Annotated in this window: 19 protein-coding genes; 6 read left to right on the forward strand and 13 right to left on the reverse strand. The window is 65.7% G+C overall.

Annotated elements, in window-relative coordinates; genetic code table 11:
- Nucleotides 1-36: 36 nt before the first annotated feature.
- The 3 genes from MKI88_RS08475 to murI form a co-directional block, all read right to left on the reverse strand.
- The gene (locus MKI88_RS08475; RefSeq protein ID WP_241630779.1) at nucleotides 37-1,287 is read right to left on the reverse strand and encodes a YceI family protein; all 1,251 of its coding nucleotides are present in this window, start codon (nucleotides 1,285-1,287) and stop codon (nucleotides 37-39) included.
- 5 nt (nucleotides 1,288-1,292) lie between these two features.
- Nucleotides 1,293-2,507, reverse strand: coding sequence for a 5-aminolevulinate synthase (gene hemA / locus MKI88_RS08480; protein WP_241630781.1), 1,215 nt, complete (start codon nucleotides 2,505-2,507; stop codon nucleotides 1,293-1,295).
- A 133-nt stretch (nucleotides 2,508-2,640) separates the two neighbouring features.
- On the reverse strand, nucleotides 2,641-3,438 hold the full coding sequence (gene murI / locus MKI88_RS08485; RefSeq protein WP_241630783.1) for a glutamate racemase: 798 nt from the start codon (nucleotides 3,436-3,438) through the stop codon (nucleotides 2,641-2,643).
- A 275-nt stretch (nucleotides 3,439-3,713) separates the two neighbouring features.
- Here murI and plsY point away from each other — a divergent pair, with 275 nt between their 5' ends.
- From plsY to topA, 3 genes are all read left to right on the forward strand, one after another.
- Nucleotides 3,714-4,328 (forward strand): glycerol-3-phosphate 1-O-acyltransferase PlsY, encoded by a 615-nt coding sequence (gene plsY, locus MKI88_RS08490; RefSeq protein ID WP_241630858.1) that lies wholly within the window; start codon nucleotides 3,714-3,716, stop codon nucleotides 4,326-4,328.
- On the forward strand, nucleotides 4,321-5,433 hold the full coding sequence (gene dprA / locus MKI88_RS08495) for a DNA-processing protein DprA (protein WP_241630785.1): 1,113 nt from the start codon (nucleotides 4,321-4,323) through the stop codon (nucleotides 5,431-5,433). Before plsY ends, dprA begins: the two co-directional genes overlap by 8 nt.
- Nucleotides 5,434-5,506: 73 nt before the next feature.
- Nucleotides 5,507-8,071: a type I DNA topoisomerase gene (topA, locus tag MKI88_RS08500; protein ID WP_241630787.1), complete on the forward strand. Its 2,565-nt coding sequence runs from the start codon at nucleotides 5,507-5,509 to the stop codon at nucleotides 8,069-8,071.
- Between the two features lie 22 nt (nucleotides 8,072-8,093).
- Here the strand turns inward: topA and MKI88_RS08505 are convergent, their stop codons facing one another.
- Genes MKI88_RS08505 through MKI88_RS08535 form a run of 7 tightly spaced genes read right to left on the reverse strand, consistent with a single transcriptional unit; the run spans nucleotide 8,094 to nucleotide 13,583 of the window.
- On the reverse strand, nucleotides 8,094-8,465 hold the full coding sequence (locus tag MKI88_RS08505) for a DsrE family protein (protein WP_407073321.1): 372 nt from the start codon (nucleotides 8,463-8,465) through the stop codon (nucleotides 8,094-8,096).
- Nucleotides 8,444-9,196: a HesA/MoeB/ThiF family protein gene (locus MKI88_RS08510; RefSeq protein WP_241630790.1), complete on the reverse strand. Its 753-nt coding sequence runs from the start codon at nucleotides 9,194-9,196 to the stop codon at nucleotides 8,444-8,446. Before MKI88_RS08510 ends, MKI88_RS08505 begins: the two co-directional genes overlap by 22 nt.
- Nucleotides 9,197-9,652: a dUTP diphosphatase gene (gene dut, locus MKI88_RS08515; RefSeq protein ID WP_241630793.1), complete on the reverse strand. Its 456-nt coding sequence runs from the start codon at nucleotides 9,650-9,652 to the stop codon at nucleotides 9,197-9,199.
- The gene (locus MKI88_RS08520; RefSeq protein WP_241630796.1) at nucleotides 9,649-10,074 is read right to left on the reverse strand and encodes a DoxX family protein; all 426 of its coding nucleotides are present in this window, start codon (nucleotides 10,072-10,074) and stop codon (nucleotides 9,649-9,651) included. The genes dut and MKI88_RS08520 overlap by 4 nt, the downstream gene beginning before the upstream one ends.
- Before the next feature lie 23 nt (nucleotides 10,075-10,097).
- Nucleotides 10,098-11,318: a bifunctional phosphopantothenoylcysteine decarboxylase/phosphopantothenate--cysteine ligase CoaBC gene (gene coaBC / locus MKI88_RS08525; RefSeq protein ID WP_241630800.1), complete on the reverse strand. Its 1,221-nt coding sequence runs from the start codon at nucleotides 11,316-11,318 to the stop codon at nucleotides 10,098-10,100.
- A 4-nt stretch (nucleotides 11,319-11,322) separates the two neighbouring features.
- Complete coding sequence (ubiB, locus tag MKI88_RS08530) at nucleotides 11,323-12,855, reverse strand: 2-polyprenylphenol 6-hydroxylase (RefSeq protein ID WP_241630802.1); 1,533 nt, start codon at nucleotides 12,853-12,855, stop codon at nucleotides 11,323-11,325.
- Entirely contained in the window at nucleotides 12,852-13,583 is a 732-nt protein-coding gene (locus MKI88_RS08535) for a class I SAM-dependent methyltransferase (RefSeq protein ID WP_241630803.1), read from the reverse strand. The genes ubiB and MKI88_RS08535 overlap by 4 nt, the downstream gene beginning before the upstream one ends.
- 145 nt (nucleotides 13,584-13,728) lie before the next feature.
- Here MKI88_RS08535 and mutM point away from each other — a divergent pair, with 145 nt between their 5' ends.
- The 3 genes from mutM to dnaA all read left to right on the forward strand — a co-directional run bounded on the left by mutM (nucleotide 13,729) and on the right by dnaA (nucleotide 16,718).
- Nucleotides 13,729-14,544, forward strand: a complete 816-nt coding sequence (gene mutM, locus MKI88_RS08540; protein ID WP_241630805.1) for a bifunctional DNA-formamidopyrimidine glycosylase/DNA-(apurinic or apyrimidinic site) lyase — start codon at nucleotides 13,729-13,731, stop codon at nucleotides 14,542-14,544.
- Nucleotides 14,545-14,639: 95 nt separating this feature from the next.
- The gene (gene rpsT, locus MKI88_RS08545) at nucleotides 14,640-14,903 is read left to right on the forward strand and encodes a 30S ribosomal protein S20 (protein WP_119763793.1); all 264 of its coding nucleotides are present in this window, start codon (nucleotides 14,640-14,642) and stop codon (nucleotides 14,901-14,903) included.
- Between the two features lie 420 nt (nucleotides 14,904-15,323).
- Nucleotides 15,324-16,718, forward strand: coding sequence for a chromosomal replication initiator protein DnaA (gene dnaA, locus MKI88_RS08550; protein ID WP_241630807.1), 1,395 nt, complete (start codon nucleotides 15,324-15,326; stop codon nucleotides 16,716-16,718).
- A gap of 72 nt (nucleotides 16,719-16,790) precedes the next feature.
- Here the strand turns inward: dnaA and MKI88_RS08555 are convergent, their stop codons facing one another.
- The 3 genes from MKI88_RS08555 to murJ form a co-directional block, all read right to left on the reverse strand.
- Entirely contained in the window at nucleotides 16,791-17,450 is a 660-nt protein-coding gene (locus MKI88_RS08555) for a DUF4136 domain-containing protein (protein WP_241630810.1), read from the reverse strand.
- A 96-nt stretch (nucleotides 17,451-17,546) separates the two neighbouring features.
- A complete protein-coding gene (trpS, locus tag MKI88_RS08560) occupies nucleotides 17,547-18,557 on the reverse strand; it encodes a tryptophan--tRNA ligase (protein WP_241630811.1) in 1,011 nt (336 codons plus the stop codon).
- A complete protein-coding gene (gene murJ / locus MKI88_RS08565; protein WP_241630814.1) occupies nucleotides 18,557-20,113 on the reverse strand; it encodes a murein biosynthesis integral membrane protein MurJ in 1,557 nt (518 codons plus the stop codon). Before murJ ends, trpS begins: the two co-directional genes overlap by 1 nt.
- Nucleotides 20,114-20,130 lie beyond the last annotated feature (17 nt).

Genomic DNA, 20,130 nt, shown 5'->3' on the forward strand with positions numbered 1-20,130 from the left:
GCTAGCAACGCCGGGCCATGCGCGCGGTTCCGGCGGTTATGAGGCGGGCCGCGTCGCGGTGAAGGAAAAGGCGATATCGACCCCCGCGGCGATCGCGTCGGTCGCGGCCCATTCGCCCTGTCCGACGCCGAAATCGGTGCGGTCGATGCGGCTGGTGCCCGAGACGCGCGCCTTGTCTCCATCGATACGCAGCGTGAAGCGGAGCGTTGCGGGCTTGCTCACGCCACGCAGCTCGAGCGTGCCGCGCGCCTCGTAGCGGTCGCCTTCGAGGTCGCGGATGTCGCGCGCGGTGAATGTCGCGGTCGGGTGCGATGCGGTGTCGAAGAAGTCGCTGCTTTTGAGCGAATCGTCGCGCTGGCTGTCCTCGGTATTGGCTGATGCCAGATCGACGGTGACGCGGATGCGCGAATCCCCGAGCGCGTCGGGGCTGAAACGGATCGCTGCGCGCCAGCGGTCGAAACGGCCGTTGATCGCCTCGCCGTTCCAGCTGGCGGTGAAGCCGAGGCGGCCACCGGGGCGGACCGTCCAGTCGGCGATCGGCTGCGTCTCTTCGACCGGGATGGCTTGCTGCGCGTTTTCGACGGCCGCCGGGACGATCTCGGTGACCGGAGCAGGCGCCGCGGTGCGCGCGGGTGTCATGACTGCGGCGGGCGCTGTCGGCTCTGCCTGCGCGCGATTGGGGAATGCCAGCTTGCCAGCGATCAGCCCCGCAACGATGAGCAGAAGCGCCGCGATCGCAGCGGGGATCGCGCGACCGCGCGCAAGGGGGATCATGCGCTGCAGTTCGGGCTTGCCGAGCAGCCACTGGTGGCGCAGCGCTCCCGCCACATGCAGCACGAACAGGGCGACGGCGAGCCAGGCCAGGGCCTCGTGGATGCCTTCGGCGGGTTCGTGCCAGGCGCGCCCGACGGGAAGGTGGGGCAACGGAACGACGCCGTAGAGCAGCGTCGGCACCTGGATCTTTGCGGTCGATACGATCAGCCAGCCGGCCAATGGCGCCGCGATCATCACCAGGTAGAAACCGGCATGGACCGTGCTCGCAAGCGCGCGTGCCCAGAAGGGCCCCTCGGTCGGCGCGGGGCGGGGGACGGTGAAACGGATCGCGAGCCGGATGACCGTCAGCAGCAATATGGTGACGCCCACCGACTTGTGGAGCTGGTAGCGTGCGAAGAGCTCGGGGCTGTTGGGGCCTTCCAGCGCCCAACCCAGCGATAGCTGGAATGCCAGCGCGACGGCGAGCAGCCAGTGAAGCGTGATTGCCGCGGCGTGATAACGGTTTGGCGACACGCGCGTCAGGCGGCCTTGCGCATCTCCAGCCGTTCCCAGATCTCGACGAGCGCCTGCGTCAGTTCGCGCATCATCGCTTCGTTATGGGCGGGGCCGGGGGTGAAGCGCAGGCGCTCGGTGCCGCGCGGGACCGTGGGATAATTGATCGGCTGCACATAGACGCCATATTCGGCGAGCAGGATGTCGCTGACCTTCTTGGCCCTCACCGGATCACCGACCATCAGCGGAACGATGTGCGTGGTCGAGGCCATGACGGGCAGGCCAGCGTCGGCGAACAGCGTCTTGAGCATCGCGGCGGCGGCCTGCTGGGCCTCGCGCTCGACGCTCGACGCCTTGAGGTGACGCACCGCGGCGAGCACGCCGGCGACGAGCACGGGCGACAGCGAGGTCGTGAAGATGAAGCCCGGCGCGTAGGAGCGGATCACGTCGACGATCATCTTGTCGGCGGCGATATAGCCGCCCATGACGCCGAACGCCTTGCCCAGCGTGCCTTCGATGATCGTCACGCGGTGCGCGACTTCGTCACGTTCCGAAATGCCGCCGCCGCGCGGACCGTACATGCCCACTGCATGGACCTCATCGAGATAGGTCAGCGCATTATACTTGTCGGCGAGATCGCAGATTTCAGCGATCGGCGCGATGTCGGCATCCATCGAATAGACGCTTTCGAACGCGATCAGCTTGGGCGTCTCGGGATCTTCGGCGGCGAGCAGTTCCTCGAGATGCGCGAGGTCGTTGTGGCGGAAGACGCGCTTTTCGCAGCCCGAATTGCGGATGCCCGCGATCATCGAGGCGTGGTTGAGCTCGTCGGAAAAGATGATGCAGCCGGGCAGGATCTTGCCGAGCGTCGCGAGCGTCGCCTCGTTCGAGACATAGCCCGAGGTGAAGAGCAGCGCGCCCTCCTTGCCGTGCAGGTCGGCAAGCTCGTTCTCGAGGTCGATATGATAATGAGTGTTGCCGCCGATGTTGCGCGTGCCGCCCGAGCCCGCGCCGACGTCGTGCAGCGCCTCTTCCATCGCGGCGATGACCTTGGGGTGCTGGCCCATGGCGAGATAGTCGTTGGAGCACCAGACCGTGATCGGCTTGGGACCGTTATGCCCCGCGAAGCAGCGCGCATTCGGGTATGCACCCTTGTTGCGCAGGATGTCGATAAAGACGCGGTAGCGGCCCTCGGCATGGAGCCGATCGATCGCCTGGCTGAATACGCGCTGATAATCCAATGTTCTGCCCTTCAGACCCTTGTCTGCCTCTGGCTCTTTGGAGGAGCCTTTACGCCCGCGGCACCCCGAATGCCAGCGAGAACGGTTCGCAACAAGGTGTGATTATTGCGATCACGATCAGCTATCAGGTCGATCAGAGTGCTTCGCTACGTGATAGTCCGTAATTCGCAAGCGCCGGACGCATCGCATCGAGCGCGCGATTTTCGCCCGTGAACACCGCGATGCCCTCGCCGGGGGTGCTCGGCCATTGCTGGCCCTGCGTCAGAAAGGCGATCCGGCGCGCAATCCCCTGTGCCCCGTGGATGAAGGCAATGGGGTGCGGTGCGGCGGCTGCCAGTTCGTCCTCGACGAGCGGGAAATGCGTGCAGGCAAGAACGACGGTGTCGAGCCGGTCGCCGTCCGGCTGGTTCGTCAGCCCCGCGATGGCGCGTGCGAAGATGGCGGGATCGGGCGTCTCGCCGCGCAGCTTCGCCTCGGCCGCCTCGACCAGTTCGGCCGAGCCGTGGCGCAGCACGCGGCAGTCGCGCGCAAACTCGGCGGCGAGATTGTCGACATAGGGCTGGCGTACCGTCGCGTCGGTGCCGAGGACGCCGATGACCCGCGTCCTGGAGGCCAGCGCCGCAGGCTTGATCGCGGGAACGGTGCCGACGATCGGCAGTTCGAGCGCCGAGCGGACATGCGCCAGCGCAATCGTGGACGCGGTATTGCACGCGATGACGATGATGCGCGGATGGTAGCGCTCGGCAAGCCGCCCGAGCAGCGCCGGCACGCGCGCTGCGATCTCGGCCTCGCTCTTGGTGCCATAGGGGAAGCCCGCATTGTCCGCGACATAGACGAAGGGCGCCTGTGGCAGCAGCGCGCGTGTCGGCGCGAGCACCGAAAGCCCGCCGACGCCGGAATCGAAGAAGAGGATCGGGCGGGTGTCGGTCATTGGGCATCCTTCGGGCCGATAACTCCGCTCATCCTGAGGAGCCGTTGAGCTTGCCGAAACGGCGTCTCGAAGGACGCAACGCGCATGATCCTTCGAGACGAGGCTTCGCCGGGCTCAGCCTCTCCTCAGGATGAGCGGACCGGTGGAAGATAGCGCGCTACTCGATTGTCCGTCCGTTGCGCAATCTGCAGCAGGTCATTGACGCGGATTGTTGCGGGGACGCGATAATCGACTATGTTCCGCCCTCGACTAAGAAGGCGGTGGACGCGACTGTGATTGGGGCACCCTGGATCGCGCCGGCAACGGCACTTATTTTGGGCTATCTGCTGGGGAGCATCCCGTTCGGGCTTGTCCTGACGCGGATGACGGGCGCAGGCGATCTGCGTTCGATCGGATCGGGCAATATCGGCGCGACCAATGTGCTCCGGACGGGGCGCAAGGGCCTGGCCGCGGCAACGCTGCTGCTCGACGCCGCCAAGGGCGCGGTCGCCGTGCTGCTGGGCGAAGCGTTGATCGGCGGTGGCGGCGCGCTCGCTGCGGTCGGCGTTTTCTTCGGACATTTATATCCGGTCTGGCTCAGGTTCAGGGGCGGCAAGGGCGTTGCCACCTTGTTTGGCATCGCGCTCGCGTCCAACCTGATGTGCGGCCTCCTGTTTGCCGCGGTCTGGATCGGGGCGCTGGTGATTACACGGACATCCTCGCTTGGCGGCATGAGCGCGGCGATCGCGCTGCCCGTCGCGGCCGCCGCGATAGGACGCTTCGATCTGGTCGTGCTGTTCCTGATCTTCACGCTGATGGTGCTGTGGAAGCACCGCGAGAATATCGGCCGGCTGCTCGCGGGGACCGAACCCAGGATCGGTGGAAGCAAGGATCCCGGCAAGGGTGAGTGAACGCGCCGCAGCGACGCAGTCGGACGAAGACAGGCTCGCACGGCTGCGGCTCATCCGCTCGGCCAATATCGGCCCGGTAACCTATGCACAGCTGATCGCGCGGTTCGGCACGGCACAGGCTGCGCTCGACGCCATCCCGCAGCTTGCCGCGCGCGGCGGAGGACGTGCCCCGCGCATCGCCGACATCGCCCGCGTCGCCGAGGAGATCTGCGCCGTAGATAGGCTGGGCGCACGCTATCTGTTCCGCGGGCAGGGGCTCTATCCGCGACTGCTGAACGAACTGGAGGATGCGCCGCCCGCGCTGATCGTTCGCGGCAATACTGCGTTGCTCGAGCGCCCGGCGATCGCCATCGTGGGCGCGCGCAACGCGTCGGCGGCGGCCTGCCGCTTCGCGCGCCAACTCGCGCAGGCACTGGGCGCGGAGGGCGTGCTGGTGGTATCCGGACTGGCGCGCGGCATCGATACGTCGGCGCATGTCGGATCGCTCGGCACAGGCACTGCGGGCGTGATTGCGAGCGGGATCGACATCGCATTCCCGCCCGAAAATGCCCGGTTGCAGGAGCAGATTGCACAGGACGGGCTGCTGATCGCCGAACAGCCGCCGGGGCGCGAGCCACTGGCGCGGCATTTCCCGTCGCGCAACCGCATCATCGCAGGGCTTGCGCTGGGGACCGTGGTGGTCGAGGCGGCGCCGCGTTCGGGATCGCTCATCACCGCGCGGCTCGCCAACGAAGCCGGACGCGAGGTGATGGCGGTGCCCGGATCGCCGCTCGACCCTCGGGCGCAGGGCTGCAACCTGCTGATCCGCGACGGTGCGACGCTGATCCAGTCGGCCGCCGATGTGATCGAGGCCGTGCGCCCGATCGGCGGGGGCTTCGTGGCGCAGGGCGCGCGCGATTATGACGGGCCTCCGGTCGATTACGATGCGGGAGAGGGCGAAAGGCGCATCGTGCTGCGCCTGCTGGGCGCTGCGCCGGTCAGCGTCGACGAGATCATCCGCCAGTCCGAATTGGCGCCAGCGATCGTCCAGACGGTATTGCTCGAACTGGAACTTGCCGGACGCCTCGAGCGTCATGCAGGAGGCCGCGTGAGCATCATCGCCTGATTGCCTCTTGACGCCTGCCCCACTACCTCACCAGCCTCACGCGTATACGCGAACAGGGATCAGAACCACTTCCATGCAGCTTGTCATCGTCGAATCGCCCGCCAAGGCGAAGACCATCGAAAAATATCTGGGTGGCGATTTTCGCGTGCTCGCCTCCTATGGCCATATCCGCGACCTGCCGCCCAAGGACGGATCGGTGGACCCCGATGAGGGGTTCGCGATGCAGTGGGAGAATTATGCGGACAAGGGCAAGCAGCTCAAGGCCATCGCCGATGAGGCCAAGAAGGCCGACCGCCTGATCCTCGCGACCGACCCTGATCGCGAGGGCGAGGCAATCTCATGGCATGTGCAGGAAGTGCTGCGCGCGAAAAAGGCGCTGCCGCAAAAGGTTGACCGGGTCACCTTCAACGCGATCACCAAGGCTGCGGTGACCGACGCGATGAAGGCGCCGCGCGCGCTCGACGAGGACCTGATCGACGCATATCGGGCGCGCCGCGCGCTTGACTATCTGGTTGGTTTCACACTCTCGCCCGTGCTGTGGCGCAAGCTGCCCGGCGCGAAATCGGCGGGCCGCGTGCAGTCGGTCGCGCTGCGCCTGGTCGTCGACCGCGAACGCGAGATCGAACTGTTCCGCCCACAGGAATACTGGTCGGTCTTTGCCGATATGGAGCATGACGGCACGGGCTTCATCGCACGGCTGGTGCGCTTTCAGGGCGAGAAGATCGACCGGCTGACGATCGGCAATGCGGGCGACGCCGAGAAGGCCAAGGCGGCGGTCGAGGCCGGGCGCTTCAGCGTCGCTTCGGTCGAAACCAAGCCGCTCACGCGCAATCCGCCGCCGCCCTTCACCACCTCCACGCTGCAGCAGGAGGCCGCGCGCAAGCTCGGATTCTCGGCGAGCCACACGATGCGCGTGGCACAGGGGCTCTACGAGGACGGCGCGATCACCTATATGCGTACCGACGGCGTCCAGATGGACGGCAGCGCGATCTCCGCCGCACGCAAGGCAGTCGTCGACCGCTATGACGGCGGCTATGTCCCCGACAAGCCGCGCCAGTACACCACCAAGGCCAAGAATGCGCAGGAAGCGCACGAGGCGATCCGGCCGACCGATTTCTCGAAGGACAAGGCGGGTTCGGGCGACCATGCGCGGCTCTATGACCTGATCTGGAAGCGCGCGCTGGCAAGCCAGATGGCGTCGGCGCGGCTCGAGCGCACCACGGTCGAGATGACCGACGGCACCGGGCAGACCGCACTGCGCGCCACCGGCCAGGTCGTGCTCTTTCCCGGTTTCCTCGCGCTCTACGAGGAAGGCCGCGACGATGCCGAGGACGAGGACAGCCGCCGCCTGCCGCGTCTTGCCGAGGGCGATGCCCCCGCGAAGAAGGCGGTGCATTCCGAACAGCATTTCACCCAGCCGCCGCCCCGCTTCTCCGAGGCGAGCCTCGTCAAGAAGATGGAGGAACTGGGGATCGGGCGGCCGTCTACCTATGCGTCGACGCTGCAGACATTGAAGGACCGCAACTACGTCCGCATCGAGAAGAACCGCTTCTTCGCCGAGGAGAGCGGGCGGCTGGTGACGGCCTTCCTCGAACGCTTCTTCGAGCGCTATGTGAGCTATGACTACACCGCCGGCCTCGAGGAAGAACTCGACGAGATTTCGGGCGGCCGCGCGCAGTGGCAGGCGGTGCTCGAAGCGTTCTGGAAGGACTTCAAGCCCAAGACCGCGCAGGTCATGGAGCAGAAGCCGTCGGACATCACCGCGGCGCTCGATACCTTCCTCGAGCCCTTCCTGTTCCCCGATAAGGGCGACGGCAGCGATCCGCGGCTCTGCCCCAATTGCGGCGAGGGCCGGCTGGGCTTGCGCGGCGGACGCTTCGGCGCGTTCGTGGCGTGCTCCAACTATCCCGAGTGCAAATATACGCGTCGCTTCGCGCAGGGCGGCGGCGAGGGCGCAGAGAATGGCGATGCGGGCCCGGTCGAACTGGGCGAGGACCCGGTGACGGGCGAGAAGGTGACGCAGCGCTCGGGTCGTTTCGGGCCATATATCCAGCTGGGCGACGGCAAGGATGCCAAGCGCGCCTCGATCCCCAAGGATGTGCCCGGCGAGGACTTCGGGCTCGAATGGGCGCTCAAGCTGCTGTCGCTGCCGCGCACGATCGGCGATCACCCCGAGACCGCCAAGCCGATCACCGCGAGCATCGGACGCTACGGCCCCTATCTGGCGCATGACGGCAAATATGCGCGGCTGACCTCGACCGCGGAAGTGTTCGAGACGGGCATGAACGCCGCGGTCGTGAAGCTCGCCGAGGCCGCCAGCGGCGGCGGACGCCGTCAGGGCTCGCGCGAGCCGCTGAAGGTGCTGGGCGCGCATCCGCGTACCGAGCTCGAGATCAAGCTGATGGAAGGCCGCTTCGGCCCCTATGTCACCGATGGGACGACCAACGCGACCTTGCCCAAGACACTTGCGCCGGACCAGTTGACGCTGGAAGAGGCGGCGCAACTGATCGACGACCGCGCGGCGAAGGGACCGGCCAAGGGCAAGAAGAAGCCCGCGGCGAAGAAGGCCGCGCCCAAGAAGGCACCGGCCAAGAAGGCGGCTCCGAAAAAGGCGGCGGCAAAGAAGAAGGCGGAGTGACCGGGACGGCGGGCTGGGGCGCTTAAAGCGTCACCAGCCTGTCGTCGCCGAGCGATGAGAGCAGGCTGACGAGCCCGCCGGCCTCGATATTAGGGCCAAGCGCGCCGGCGTCGAGCGAGGCCAGCGCGAGGCCCGTCTGGCAGACGATCAGTCGTACGCTGAGGGCGCGCACCTCCTCAATGAGCTGCGCGAGTGTGGGCAAGCCGCCTGCCGCGTAACGCGCATCGTCGGGGCAATCATGCGGCGGGGCTGCGAGCGCGACCGCGTCGGCGTGGAGATAGACGCGCGTCGGTGCACTGGTGGCGGCGCTTGCGGCCGCGATCGAAAGCGCGGCGTGGAAGCGCGTCGGATCTGCGCTTGTGACGATGATGGTCAGTCCCGGCATGCTGGACACCCCGGATCCTTGGGCAGCGCCAGCGTGCGGAAGCGGAACGACAGCGCGTCGACGAGCAGCAGCTTGCCTGCATTGTCTTCGCCAAAACCGGTGATCACCCGGATCGCCTCCAGCGCGGCGAGGCTTCCCATCACGCCCGTGAGCGCACCGAGCACGCCCTGATCGGCGCATGACACATCGGGGCGGTCGGGATCATGGCCGACGAAGCAGCGATAGCAGGGCTTGTCCGGTTCCCAGCCGCGATAGGTGGCGAGCTGTCCCTCGAACTGGCCGACGGCGGCGGAGACGAGCGGGATGCGGAGTTTCAGCGTGGCATCGGCGACCGCGAGCCGCGTGCTGAAATTGTCGCAGCCGTCGAGCACGACATCGGCGCCTTCGAGCAGCACCGCCGCATTGTCGGCGGTGACCCGCTCCTGCCTGAGCGTCAGCGCGACATCGGGGGTCAGGCGCGCCACCGCATCGGCTGCGGCCTCGATCTTGGGGCGGCCGATATCGGCAGTGCCGAAGAGCGTCTGGCGTTGAAGATTGGAGAGCGACACCGCGTCGTCGTCGATCAGCGTCAGCCGCCCGACGCCCGCAGCGGCGAGATACTGGATCGCGGGCGAGCCGATCCCGCCCGCGCCGATCAGTACGGCATGGCTGGCAAGCAGGCTTGCCTGACCCTGCCCGCCAATCTCCTTGAGGATTATGTGGCGGGCGTAGCGGTCGAGCTGGGTGTCGGAAAGGTCCACCTAGGCCTGAAGCGCGTGAACGCCCGTCGAGCCGAAGCCGCCCGCGCCGCGCGCGGTATCGTCGAGTTCGTCGACCTCGGCGAAGACGGCGCGCTGGACCTTTGCGGGCACGAGCTGGGCGATGCGTTCGCCGCGCCGGACCTCGAAGGGCTCGCTGCCGTGGTTGATCATGATCACCTTCATCTCACCGCGGTAATCCGCGTCGATCGTGCCCGGCGTGTTGGGCATGCTGATCCCGTGCTTGAGCGCAAGGCCCGAGCGCGGACGCACCTGAACCTCATAGCCCTCGGGGATCGCGATCGCGAAGCCCGTGGCGACCGCATGGCGGCCGCCGGGAGCGAGCGTCACGTTCTCGGCCGAGACGATGTCCATGCCCGCGGCATGTTCGGTGGCATAATGGGGGAGGGGCAGGCCTTCGCCGTGCGGAAGCCGCTTCAATGCGATCGAGATGGTCATTTTCGCCTTTCGAGAATCGTATCGAGGGCATAGCGGCCCGCGCCCTGAGTCGCAAAGAGCAAGCCGAGCCCGACGAGCACGATCGCGGGCCACCACTCGCGAAAGCTCTGATTCCAGTGGACCATGACGACGCCGACAATGAAGTTGAAGGCGAGCAGCAGCCCCGCCCAGCGCGTGGTGAGGCCGAGGATCAGTGCGATGCCGATCAGGAACTGCGCATAGACCGAAAGCGGCGCCATGAAATGAGGCGCGACAAAGCCGCTGGCGGTGAGGAAGCCCGTGAACTCGGCCATGCGCTCGGCGCTGATGATATTGTCCCACACACCGTGGACGAGGAAGGCTCCGGTCAGCAGGCGGAGCGCGAGCAGCGCGATATCTGTGAAGCGGGCAAGCGGTTCGAGCAGAAGCAGATCGCGTGTCATTGGTCCTCCCCCTGTTCGCCGCGCTATGCCTCCCGGAGCGCGGCGGCGATGCGCTCGGCGATCTTCATTGCGACGACGTCCTTGGGCTGGTCGTCCCAGCTTTCGACACCGTTACCGGTCACGATATGGACGCGGTTGCGGTCGCCGCCCATCACGTCGCCGGATACATCGTTGGCTATGATCCAGTCGGCGTTCTTGCGCGCGCGCTTGGCTTCGGCATGCGCGACCACGTCGTTGGTCTCGGCGGCGAAGCCGATGACGAGGCGTGGGCGTCCGTCCGAGCGCGCGAGTGTGGCCAGGATATCGGGATTTTCGGTGAGCGTGAGCGTCGGCGTACCCTGGCCTTCGACCTTCTTGATCTTGGTGGCCGCGCTGGCCTCGGTGCGCCAGTCGGCGACCGCGGCGACCATCACCGCGGCATCGGCGGGGAGAGCGGTGTTGACCGCGTCCGCCATCTGGCGCGCGGTCTCGACGTCGATCCGCTCGACGCCCGCGGGGGTGACGAGATCTACGGGCCCCGAGACGAGCGTGACGCGCGCGCCGAGCATCGCGAGCGCCCCTGCGATGGCGAAGCCCTGCTTCCCCGAGGACCGATTGGCGATGTAGCGCACGGGGTCGATCGGCTCATGCGTCGGGCCAGCGGTGACGAGGATATGACGTCCCGCGAGCGGCAGCGGAGGTCTGGGCTTTGCGGGGGCCGTGAAGCCGCCGAAATGGGCGCGGATCGCCTCCATGATCGCCTCGGGCTCGGGAAGGCGGCCGGGGCCGAATTCGCCGCACGCCATCGGACCCTCATCGGGATCCAGCACGATGACACCGTCATCGCGCAGTCGCTGCACATTGCGCTGCGTGGCGGCGTGGCCCCACATGCGAACGTTCATCGCGGGCACTGCCATCACGGGCTTGTCGGTCGCGAGCAGCAATGTGGCGGCGAGGCTGTCCGAAATGCCGTTGGCCATTTTGGAGAGCAGGTCTGCGGTGGCGGGGCAGACCACGACGAGATCGGCCTCGCGGCTGAGGCGGATATGCCCCATCTCGGCCTCGTTCTTGAGGTCCCAGAGACTGGTATGGACGGGCTGCTCTGAAAGCGCGGCGAGCGTCATCGGCGTGATGAACTGCGCGCCGCCATCGGTCAGCACGCAGCGTACCGACATGCCGCCCTTGCGGATCAGCCGGATGAGCTCGCACGACTTGTACGCGGCAATGCCGCCGCCGACGATGAGGAGGATGCGCTTTCCCATCATAGGTTTATCCTAGGAAGAACATCGCCGCCGCGCCAGCCGCTGCCGCCAGCACCGCGACGACCGCGTAGCGCCAGCCGCCGCCGATGCGGATGACCTCGATCTCCTTGAGCGGCGGAGAGGGGGGCGCGGCGCCCAAGGGCGGAAATTCGGCCTCGATGCGGCGGATGAGATCGGGCAGGCGGCGCAGCGTGCGAAAATCCATGATCAGCCGGTCGGCGACCGCGGCCTCGGGGCCGAGTTCGGTGCGCATCCATTCCTGGACGAAGGGACCCGAGGTTTCCCACATGTTGATGTCGGGATCGAGCGAGTGCGCGACGCCCTCGACCATCACCATCGTCTTCTGCAACAGCAGCAGATGCGGCTGGGTCTGCATGTCGAAATCGCGCGTGATCGCGAAAAGGCCGTCGAGCATCTGGCCGATCGACACGTCCTTCACCGGCAGGCCGCGAATGGGCTCGCCAACAGCGCGCAGCGCGGTGGTGAACTCGTCGACATTGTGGTGCGCAGGGACGTACTGCGCCTCGAAATGGATTTCGGCGACGCGGCGATAATTGGCCGTCAGCAGCCCGTAGAGGATCTCGGCGAGCCAGACGCGCGCCTGGCGGTTGATCCGCCCCATGATGCCGAAGTCGATCGCGCCGATATCGCCATTGGGCAGGACGAACAGATTGCCCTGATGAAGATCGGCGTGGAAAAAGCCTTCCGAGATCGCCTGACGCAAAAAGGCGCGGACGAGACGGCCCGCGATCGCCTTGGGATCATGGCCCGCCGCGATCAGATCCTCGCGCTTTGAAAGCTTGATGCCGTCGAGCCATTCGAGCGTCATCACGCGCCGCGCGGTGCGCTGCCAGTCGATCGAGGGGACGTGATAGCCGGGTTCGGCCTCCATCGCCTCGGCGAGTTCGGAGGCGGATGCGGCCTCGCGGCGGAGATCGAGCTCGCGCAGCGTCCATTGGCGGAAGGTCGCGATGACGAGGCGCGGGCGCAGCCGGGCGAGTTCGCCGCCGATCGCCTCGGCCTGCGCCGCTGCCCATTCATAGGTCTCCAGCGCCTCGGCGAACTCTTCCTCGATACCGGGACGCAGCACCTTCACCGCGACGGTGCGGCCGTCGAGCGTAACCGCCTTGTGGACCTGTGCGATCGACGCGGCGCCGACGGGCTCGGGGTCGATGCTCTCGAACAGCGCCTCGATCGGCTTGCCGAGCGATTCCTCGATACTGTGGCGGATCAGTTCGAAGGGGGCGGGGGGCAGCGCATCCTGAAGCCTGAGCAGGTCCTGCGCGGCATGCTCGCCGACGAGATCGGGGCGCGTCGCGAGCGACTGACCCAGCTTGATCGCGGCGGGGCCGATCGCCTGGAAGGCTTCCGAATAATTGGGCTGCTTCGGCACGCGCGCGCCGAAGCGGGCGAGACGCATCAGGCGACGTACGCGGGGCGGGGTCAGCGGATCGCGCTCGATCCCGCGCAACGCGCCGTGGCGCGCCAGAGTGCGGCCCCATTTGAGCAGACGCCAGGTGTGGACGACGGGGTGTGTCAAATCTTCCAGCCGCTATGAATGGCGACGAGACCGCCGAGCAGCGGCTCGACCCTGGTCTGCACGAAGCCAGCCTTCTGAATCATCCGCTCGAAGCTTGGCATATCCGGAAAGCGGCGGATCGATTCGATCAGGTAACGATAGCTGTCCTCGTCCTTGGCCAGCACCTTGCCGAGCTTGGGGACGAGCTTGTGAGAATAGCTGTCGTAGATATCGGCGAAACCCGGCCAGAGCGTCGTCGAGAATTCGAGGCAGAAGAAGCGCCCGCCGCGCTTGAGCACGCGGTGCGCCTCGTCGAGCGCTTGTTGGATGTGGGTCACGTTCCGGATGCCAAAGGCGATCGTGTAGGCATCGAAGCTCGAATCCGCAAAGCTGAGTTCCTCGGCATTCTGTTCGGACCAGATCAGCCCTTCGAGCTTGCGCTTCTGCGCACGTTCCATGCCGACCGCCAGCATTTCGGGGTTGATGTCGGACACCGTGACCTGCGCGCCCGAGGGATGCATGCGAAAGGCGATGTCGCCCGTGCCGCCCGCCATGTCGAGGATCGCCTCGCCCTTGCGCGGTTTTACCCGGCGCACGAAGCGATCCTTCCAGAGGCGGTGCATGCCTCCGGACATCGCATCGTTCATCAGGTCGTAGTTGCTGGCGACATTGGAAAAGACCGCGCGGACGCGGCCGGCCTTCTCGCTGGCGTCGACATTTTCATAGCCGAAGGAAACGGTCTCGCTCATGGGCGCTTCCTGTAGCCAAGGCTTGTTGCGGGAGCAAACGCTGACTGGACTGATTTTCGTATGAAAACCAGGCCAGACTCCCTTTGCGCGATTTCCGAGGCGCCGGGTGGTTCCACCCGGCTCGAAATCGCTCTAGCTGTTTCTTATGCCAGAATTACCCGAAGTCGAAACCACCGTGCGCGGCCTTGCCAGCGTGCTCCAGGATGAAGTGCTCACCTCGGTCGAGCCGCGTCGCGCTGATCTGCGCCGCGCGATCCCGGTGGATCTGCGCCAGCGACTGACGGGCGCGCGCGTGATCGGGCTCTCGCGGCGCGCCAAATACGGCCTGATCGATACCGATCGCGGCGACACGCTCATCTTCCATCTGGGCATGTCGGGGCGCTGGCGCGTCGATCCCGAGGATATCGGGACGCACGACCATCTTGTGATCGAGACGGGGGCGGGGCGCCGGATCGCGCTCAACGATCCCCGACGATTCGGCTCGCTCGATCTGGTCGAGTCGGCGGCTCTTGCCGGCTTCGCGCCCTTTGCCGCGCTGGGGCCCGAGCCGCTGGACGACGGGTTCGACGGCGCGCATCTGGCGCGCGTCTTCGAGGGGCGCGTCGCACCGGTAAAGGCGTTGCTGCTCGACCAGCGCACCGTTGCAGGCCTTGGCAACATCTATGTGTGCGAAGCGCTCCACATCGCGGGAATCGCGCCGACGCGCGCGGGAGGGCAGATCGCGCGCAAGCGACTCGATTCGCTGGTGATCGCGATCAGGGACGTGCTTGCCGCCGCGATCGAGGCGGGTGGGTCGACGCTCAGGGACTATGCACGCCCCGACGGCGAACTCGGCTATTTCTTCAAGCAATGGCGCGTCTACGGGCGCGAGGGCGAGGATTGCCCTGGCTGCGGCACTCCGGTACTGCGCCGCGTCGACAGCGGCCGATCGACCTTTTACTGCGGAAAATGCCAGCGCTGACTGGTTGACGATTGGAGCAACCGACGTTATTGGGGCCGCTTTCCGGGCGCGGACGACTCCGCGCCTTGTTCATTTTCGCAAACGAGGCATAGACGATGGCGAATACGCCGCAGGCAAAGAAGCGCATCCGGCGGAACACCCGTCGCGCCGAGATCAACGGTAACCGTATCGGCCGCATCCGTACTTTCGTGAAGAAGGTCGAGGCCGCGCTGCTCGCAGGCAACAAGGACGAGGCGAAGGCCGCTCTCGCCGGCGTTCAGCCCGAGCTGGCCCGTGGCGTTTCCAAGGGCGTGCTTCACAAGAATACCGCCTCGCGCAAGTTCTCGCGCCTCACGAAGCGGGTCGCAGCCCTCGGCTGATTGACCCATTTCGGGATTGAATTGCAGTGCCCGCCGACGCGATGCGTCTGGCGGGCATTTCATTTTTGTTACGCAGGCGTGCCGCAACCCGAGCTTAGTCCACGATTCGCGCTTTTTGGCGATCGGACGTGTTTTTATAAGCTGCGGAAAAATCCCGTTATTTTGGCTTTTTGGGGCAATGCCACGGGATTCCTGAGTCAAGCTTGTTTATTTCAATAATTTGACATGCGCGGCCTTGATCGCGCTCCGATTCCATCCGTAAAACTACTCCTCCCGGTGAGTCGAATCGCTTACCGAAACAGCAGATTTCAGTAGCATTTCGTGTCGGAACAATAAGTTGCGGCCGGGGGATAGTGTTGCGTTTAAAAATGGGGCGCTCCGCAAAGGGGCGAGTGGGGCAAGGGGCGAGGCGTGTACCTGATGTCGGAATCCGATAGGCTGAGCAGTGCGGTCGAGGCGAATCAGGGTACACTGATCGATGCCTGGACTGCTGTTCGTGCCGGCCTGCGTCGCGACTGCGGCGCAAGAACCTTTGATCACTGGTTGAAACCAATCCGGCTCGGCAAATACCGCGCCGAGGACCGTACGGTCGAAATGGTGCTGCCCTCGCCGTTCATGGCGCGCTGGGTCGAATCGCACTTCGCCGAGCGGCTGGCGCTGGCCTGGCGCACGCACGCGCCCGAGGTTCGCAGCGTCGAGATCATCGCGAACGACAATATCGATGGCGCGGCCGTCTATTCGGCTGAGGTCGAGGCCAGCGACGTGCCGCCTCCTGTCGAGGTGGTGCTGTCCGAGACGAGCACGCTCGACAAGCGCTTCACCTTCGACAATTTCGTGACGGGCGACGCCAATGCGCTTGCCTGCAACGCGGCACGCGTGCTCGCCGAGGGCGGCGTGGCATTCAACCCGCTGTTCATCCATGGCGCGACGGGGCAGGGCAAGACGCACCTGCTGCACGCGATCGGCCACGCCTTTGCGGCGGCCAATCCGGGTTCGACGGTGCTCTACATGTCGGCCGAGAAGTTCATGGTGGAGTTCGTCTCCGCGATGCGCGCGCGCGACACGCTGGGCTTCAAGGCGCGGCTGCGCTCGGCCGACCTGCTGATGATCGACGACGTCCAGTTCATCGCGGGCAAGGGGTCGACGCAGGAGGAGTTCCTCCACACCGTCAACGAGATCATGGCGAGCGGGCGCAAGCTCGTGATCGGCGCGGACCGCAGCCCGCAGGCGCTCGAAGGCGTCGAGGGACGCATATTGTCGCGCCTCGCAATGGGGCTGGTCGCGGACATCCGCCCCGCCGACTATGCGCTGCGCCTCGAAATCCTGCGCCGCAAGGTTGCACTGGCGGGGAATTGCGATATTCCCGAAGAGGTCGTGCTGTTCCTCGCGCAGCGCATCGCCAGCAACATCCGCGAACTTGAAGGCGCGCTCAACCGCGTCCTCGCCTATTCGCTGCTCAACGCGCGCCCGATCGACATGGAGTTCGTCCAGGAAGTGCTCGCCGATGTGCTCCAGGCGAGCCAGCGCCGCGTGACGATCGACGAGATCCAGCGCCGCGTCTGCCAGCATTTCGACATCCGCCAGAACGACATGGTCTCGGCACGGCGTGCGCGTGCGATCGCGCGTCCGCGTCAGATCGCGATGTACCTCGCCAAGCGGATGACGCCGCGCTCGCTGCCCGAGATCGGCCGCAAGTTCGGCGGACGCGACCACACGACGGTGATCCATGCCGTGCGCCAGATCGAAAAGCTGCGCGCGGCGGATGCCGAGATGGACAACGACATCCGCACGCTGATCCGCACGCTCGAGGGCTGATCGCCTTCGACACGGCCGAAATTAAAAGCCCCGGCAGTGCCGGGGCTTTTTCGTTTGTCCGGGATCCGCGCCTCAGCTCTTGGGCGGGGGCGGGACGGTGATCTTGACGGTCTCGCCCGAATTGCCCGGGAAGCCCGTGAACATCGCCTCGATCAGATTGGGGACGAGGTAGGTGAGCTTGTTGGTCGACGAGACCGCCTGCGCCTTGCCTTCGAAGACGCGCTGTCCGTCGGCCTTGCGCTCGATCATCATCGATATGCCGCTGGTGTAGACGGTATAGCTCTCGATATCGTTGTAGCCGAAGCCGCCATACATGAACGGGTCATAGAAGCCCGGGACATAGCCATAGCGGCCCCAGCGGCGATAGGGGCCCCAATAACCGGGGTTTCCGTACCAGCCCGCGCCATAGCCGTACGAAGGATAGCTGCGGATCTTTTCGCGCCCCTTGTCGACGCCATAGTCGAGCTTCACAACGAGCGTGGGGTCACTGCCAGCATCGGCGGGTCGATAGCCGGCCTGTGCCAGATGGGCGCTGACAAGGCTCGCATATTGCGAGAATTCGAGGCCGCCATTCATCTCCGGATCGAGCGCGACGATCGAGAAAGTCTGGCCTTCCGGCACCGGCATCGCCTGGAAACGACTGACGTCCGCCTTGAAGTTGGTGGTGCAACCGCCCAGCGCAATCAGCGCCACCGGAGCGATTGCGAGCATGATCTTGCGTTGGATCGACATCTTCGGGGCCCTTGATTGCTTATGTGCGTGTAAAGTCAGTCGCCTGCAGCAATAAGTCAAATCGGCTGAACAAGAATTGAACGCACGGCCCGTCGATCAGGTTGCACGCCTCGTCCTGTGGACCAGTCCGAGGGCGTCGTAGGCCGAGTCGAGCGTCGGCTGTGCCAGCGCACGCGCCTTGTCCGCGCCCCTGGCGAGGTGCTCGTCGAGCGCGGTCGAATCGGCGCGCAGCGCGTTGAATCGGGCGGTGATGGGGGCGAGCGTCTCGACGAGCAGGTCGGCGAGCGCGGGCTTGAACTGCCCGAAACCCTTGCCCGCATGTTCGGCGAGCACCTCAGCCGGGGTGCGTTCGGCGAGCGCGGCGTAGATGTTGACGAGGTTCTTCGCCTCGGGCCGGCCTTCCAGCCCGTCAACGCTCTCGGGAAGCGGCTCGGGATCGGTCTTGGCCTTGCGGATCTTCTGCGCGATCGAGTCGGCATCGTCGGTCATGTTGATCCGGCTCATGTCCGACGGATCGGACTTGGACATCTTCGAGGTGCCGTCGCGCAGCGACATGATCCGCGCAGCGGTCGCACCGATATAGGGCTCGGGGATGGTGAAGATTTCGCGGTCGAAATCGGTGTTGAACTTGATCGCGACATCGCGCGTCAGTTCGAGATGCTGGCGCTGGTCCTCGCCCACGGGAACGTGGGTCGACTGGTAAAGCAGGATATCGGCGGCCTGGAGCACGGGATAGACGTAGAGCCCGACACTGGCGCTTTCGCGGTTCTTGCCCGATTTTTCCTTGAACTGCGTCATGCGGTTGAGCCAGCCGATCCGCGCGGTGCAGTTGAGCAGCCAGGCGAGCTCGGCATGCGCGGGCACCTGCGCCTGGTTGAACAGGATCGAGCGATCGGGATCGATCCCCGCCGCGATCAGCGCCGCTGCCATCTCGCGCGTGTTGCGGCGAAGCTCCTCGGGATCGTTATAGACGGTGATCGCGTGGAGATCGGCGAGGAAGTAGAGGCATTCGCCCTCGTCCTGCATCTTCACCCAGTTCCTGATCGCGCCCAGATAGTTGCCGAGGTGGAGATTCCCCGTGGTCTGGATTCCGGAGAGTACGCGCATCAGACTGCCTTTTTCTTACGCATGAGGACGAGGATCGCATCGCGGTCCATCCCGCCGATGAGAAATGCCACGACGAAATAGACGATGCCGCCGGTGCCGACGAGCGCGATCACGCCCGCGAGTCTTTCGGCGACCGAGCCCGAGAACCAGTCGCCGAGCAGCATGCGCACACCCGCGAGCGCCGCCACCATCGCGAGACCCGCGACGAATTGCCGGGCGATCCGGCCCCACAGCCAGGGTTCGATACGGAAATGGCCACGATTGCTGAGGATCACGTAGAGCATCACGCAGTTGAGCCACGAGCAGAGCGAGATCGCAGCGGCGAGCCCGTAAATTCCGAAGATCGGGATCAGCGCGAAGTTGAGCACGACATTGGCAATGAGCACGATGCCCGCGGTCTTGACCGGCGTCTTCGTGTCCTCGCGCGCATAGAAGCCCGGCGTGATGACCTTGACCAGCACATAGGCGGGCAGGCCCGAGGCGATGATCGCAAGCACATTGCCGGTGATCCAGGCGTCTTCCGCGGTGAATTTTCCGCCCTGAAACAGCGCGGCCACGAGCGGCCCGGCCGCGACCGCCAGCGCAAGCGCGGCGGGCAGGCAGAGCAGCATCGACAGGTCGACGGCATTGCCCTGGACCCTCGCGGCCTCTTCGGGTTCGCCCTTGGCGATGAAGCGGCTGATATGCGGCAGGATAGCGGTGCCGAGCGCGGTGCCGATCACCGAGAGCGGAAGCTGGTTCAGCCGGTCCGAATAGTTGAGATAGGACATCGACCCTTCGGGCAGGCGCGTGGCGAAGAAGGTGTCGATGAGCTGGCTGATCTGATAAACGCCCGCGCCCAGCGTCGCCGGGATGACGACGATGAAGAACTGCTTCACCCCCGGTGTCATGCGCGGCTTGCGCAGCCTGAGCGAAACGCCCGCCTTGCGCGCAGAGTGCCAGAGCAGGATGAGCTGGAGCACGCCGCCTGCGGTCACGCCGACCGCAAGCGCGGTTGCGCTCGCCACGCCGCCTTCGGGCACGACGATGAGCGCAATGAGCATCGCTACGTTGAGCAAGGCCGGCGCAAAGGCCGCGGCCGCAAATTTCGTCAGCGAATTGAGGATGCCCGAGAAGAACGAGACGAGGCTGATCAGCAGCAGATAGGGAAAGGTGATCCGGCTGAGAAAGACCGTCAGCGCGAATTTCTGCGGCTCGTCGGCATAGCCCGAGGCGATCGCCCAGACGAACGCGGGCATCGCGATCTCGAAGATGAGCGTGAACGCCAGCAGCGTGGGCACGAAGAAGGCGAGCACTTCTTCGGAGAATTTCTTAGCCTCTTCCATCCCGCCGGGACCGTGGAAACGCTGACTGAACAGCGGCACGAACCCGGCGGAGAATGCGCCTTCGCCGAACAGGCGGCGAAAGGTGTTGGGGAGGCGGAAGGCGACCAGAAAGGCGTCTGCCTCCCCGCTCGCCCCCATGATGCGCGACATGAGCATCTCGCGCGCAAAGCCGAAGACGCGACTGACCATGGTCAACCCGCCGATCGTGCCCATCGATTTGACGAGGTTCACGCGCGCAGCCCCCTATG

It is taken from the genome of Sphingomonas sp. LaA6.9, from assembly GCF_022601895.1.
In the GTDB taxonomy this organism is placed as follows: Bacteria; Pseudomonadota; Alphaproteobacteria; order Sphingomonadales; family Sphingomonadaceae; genus Sphingobium_A.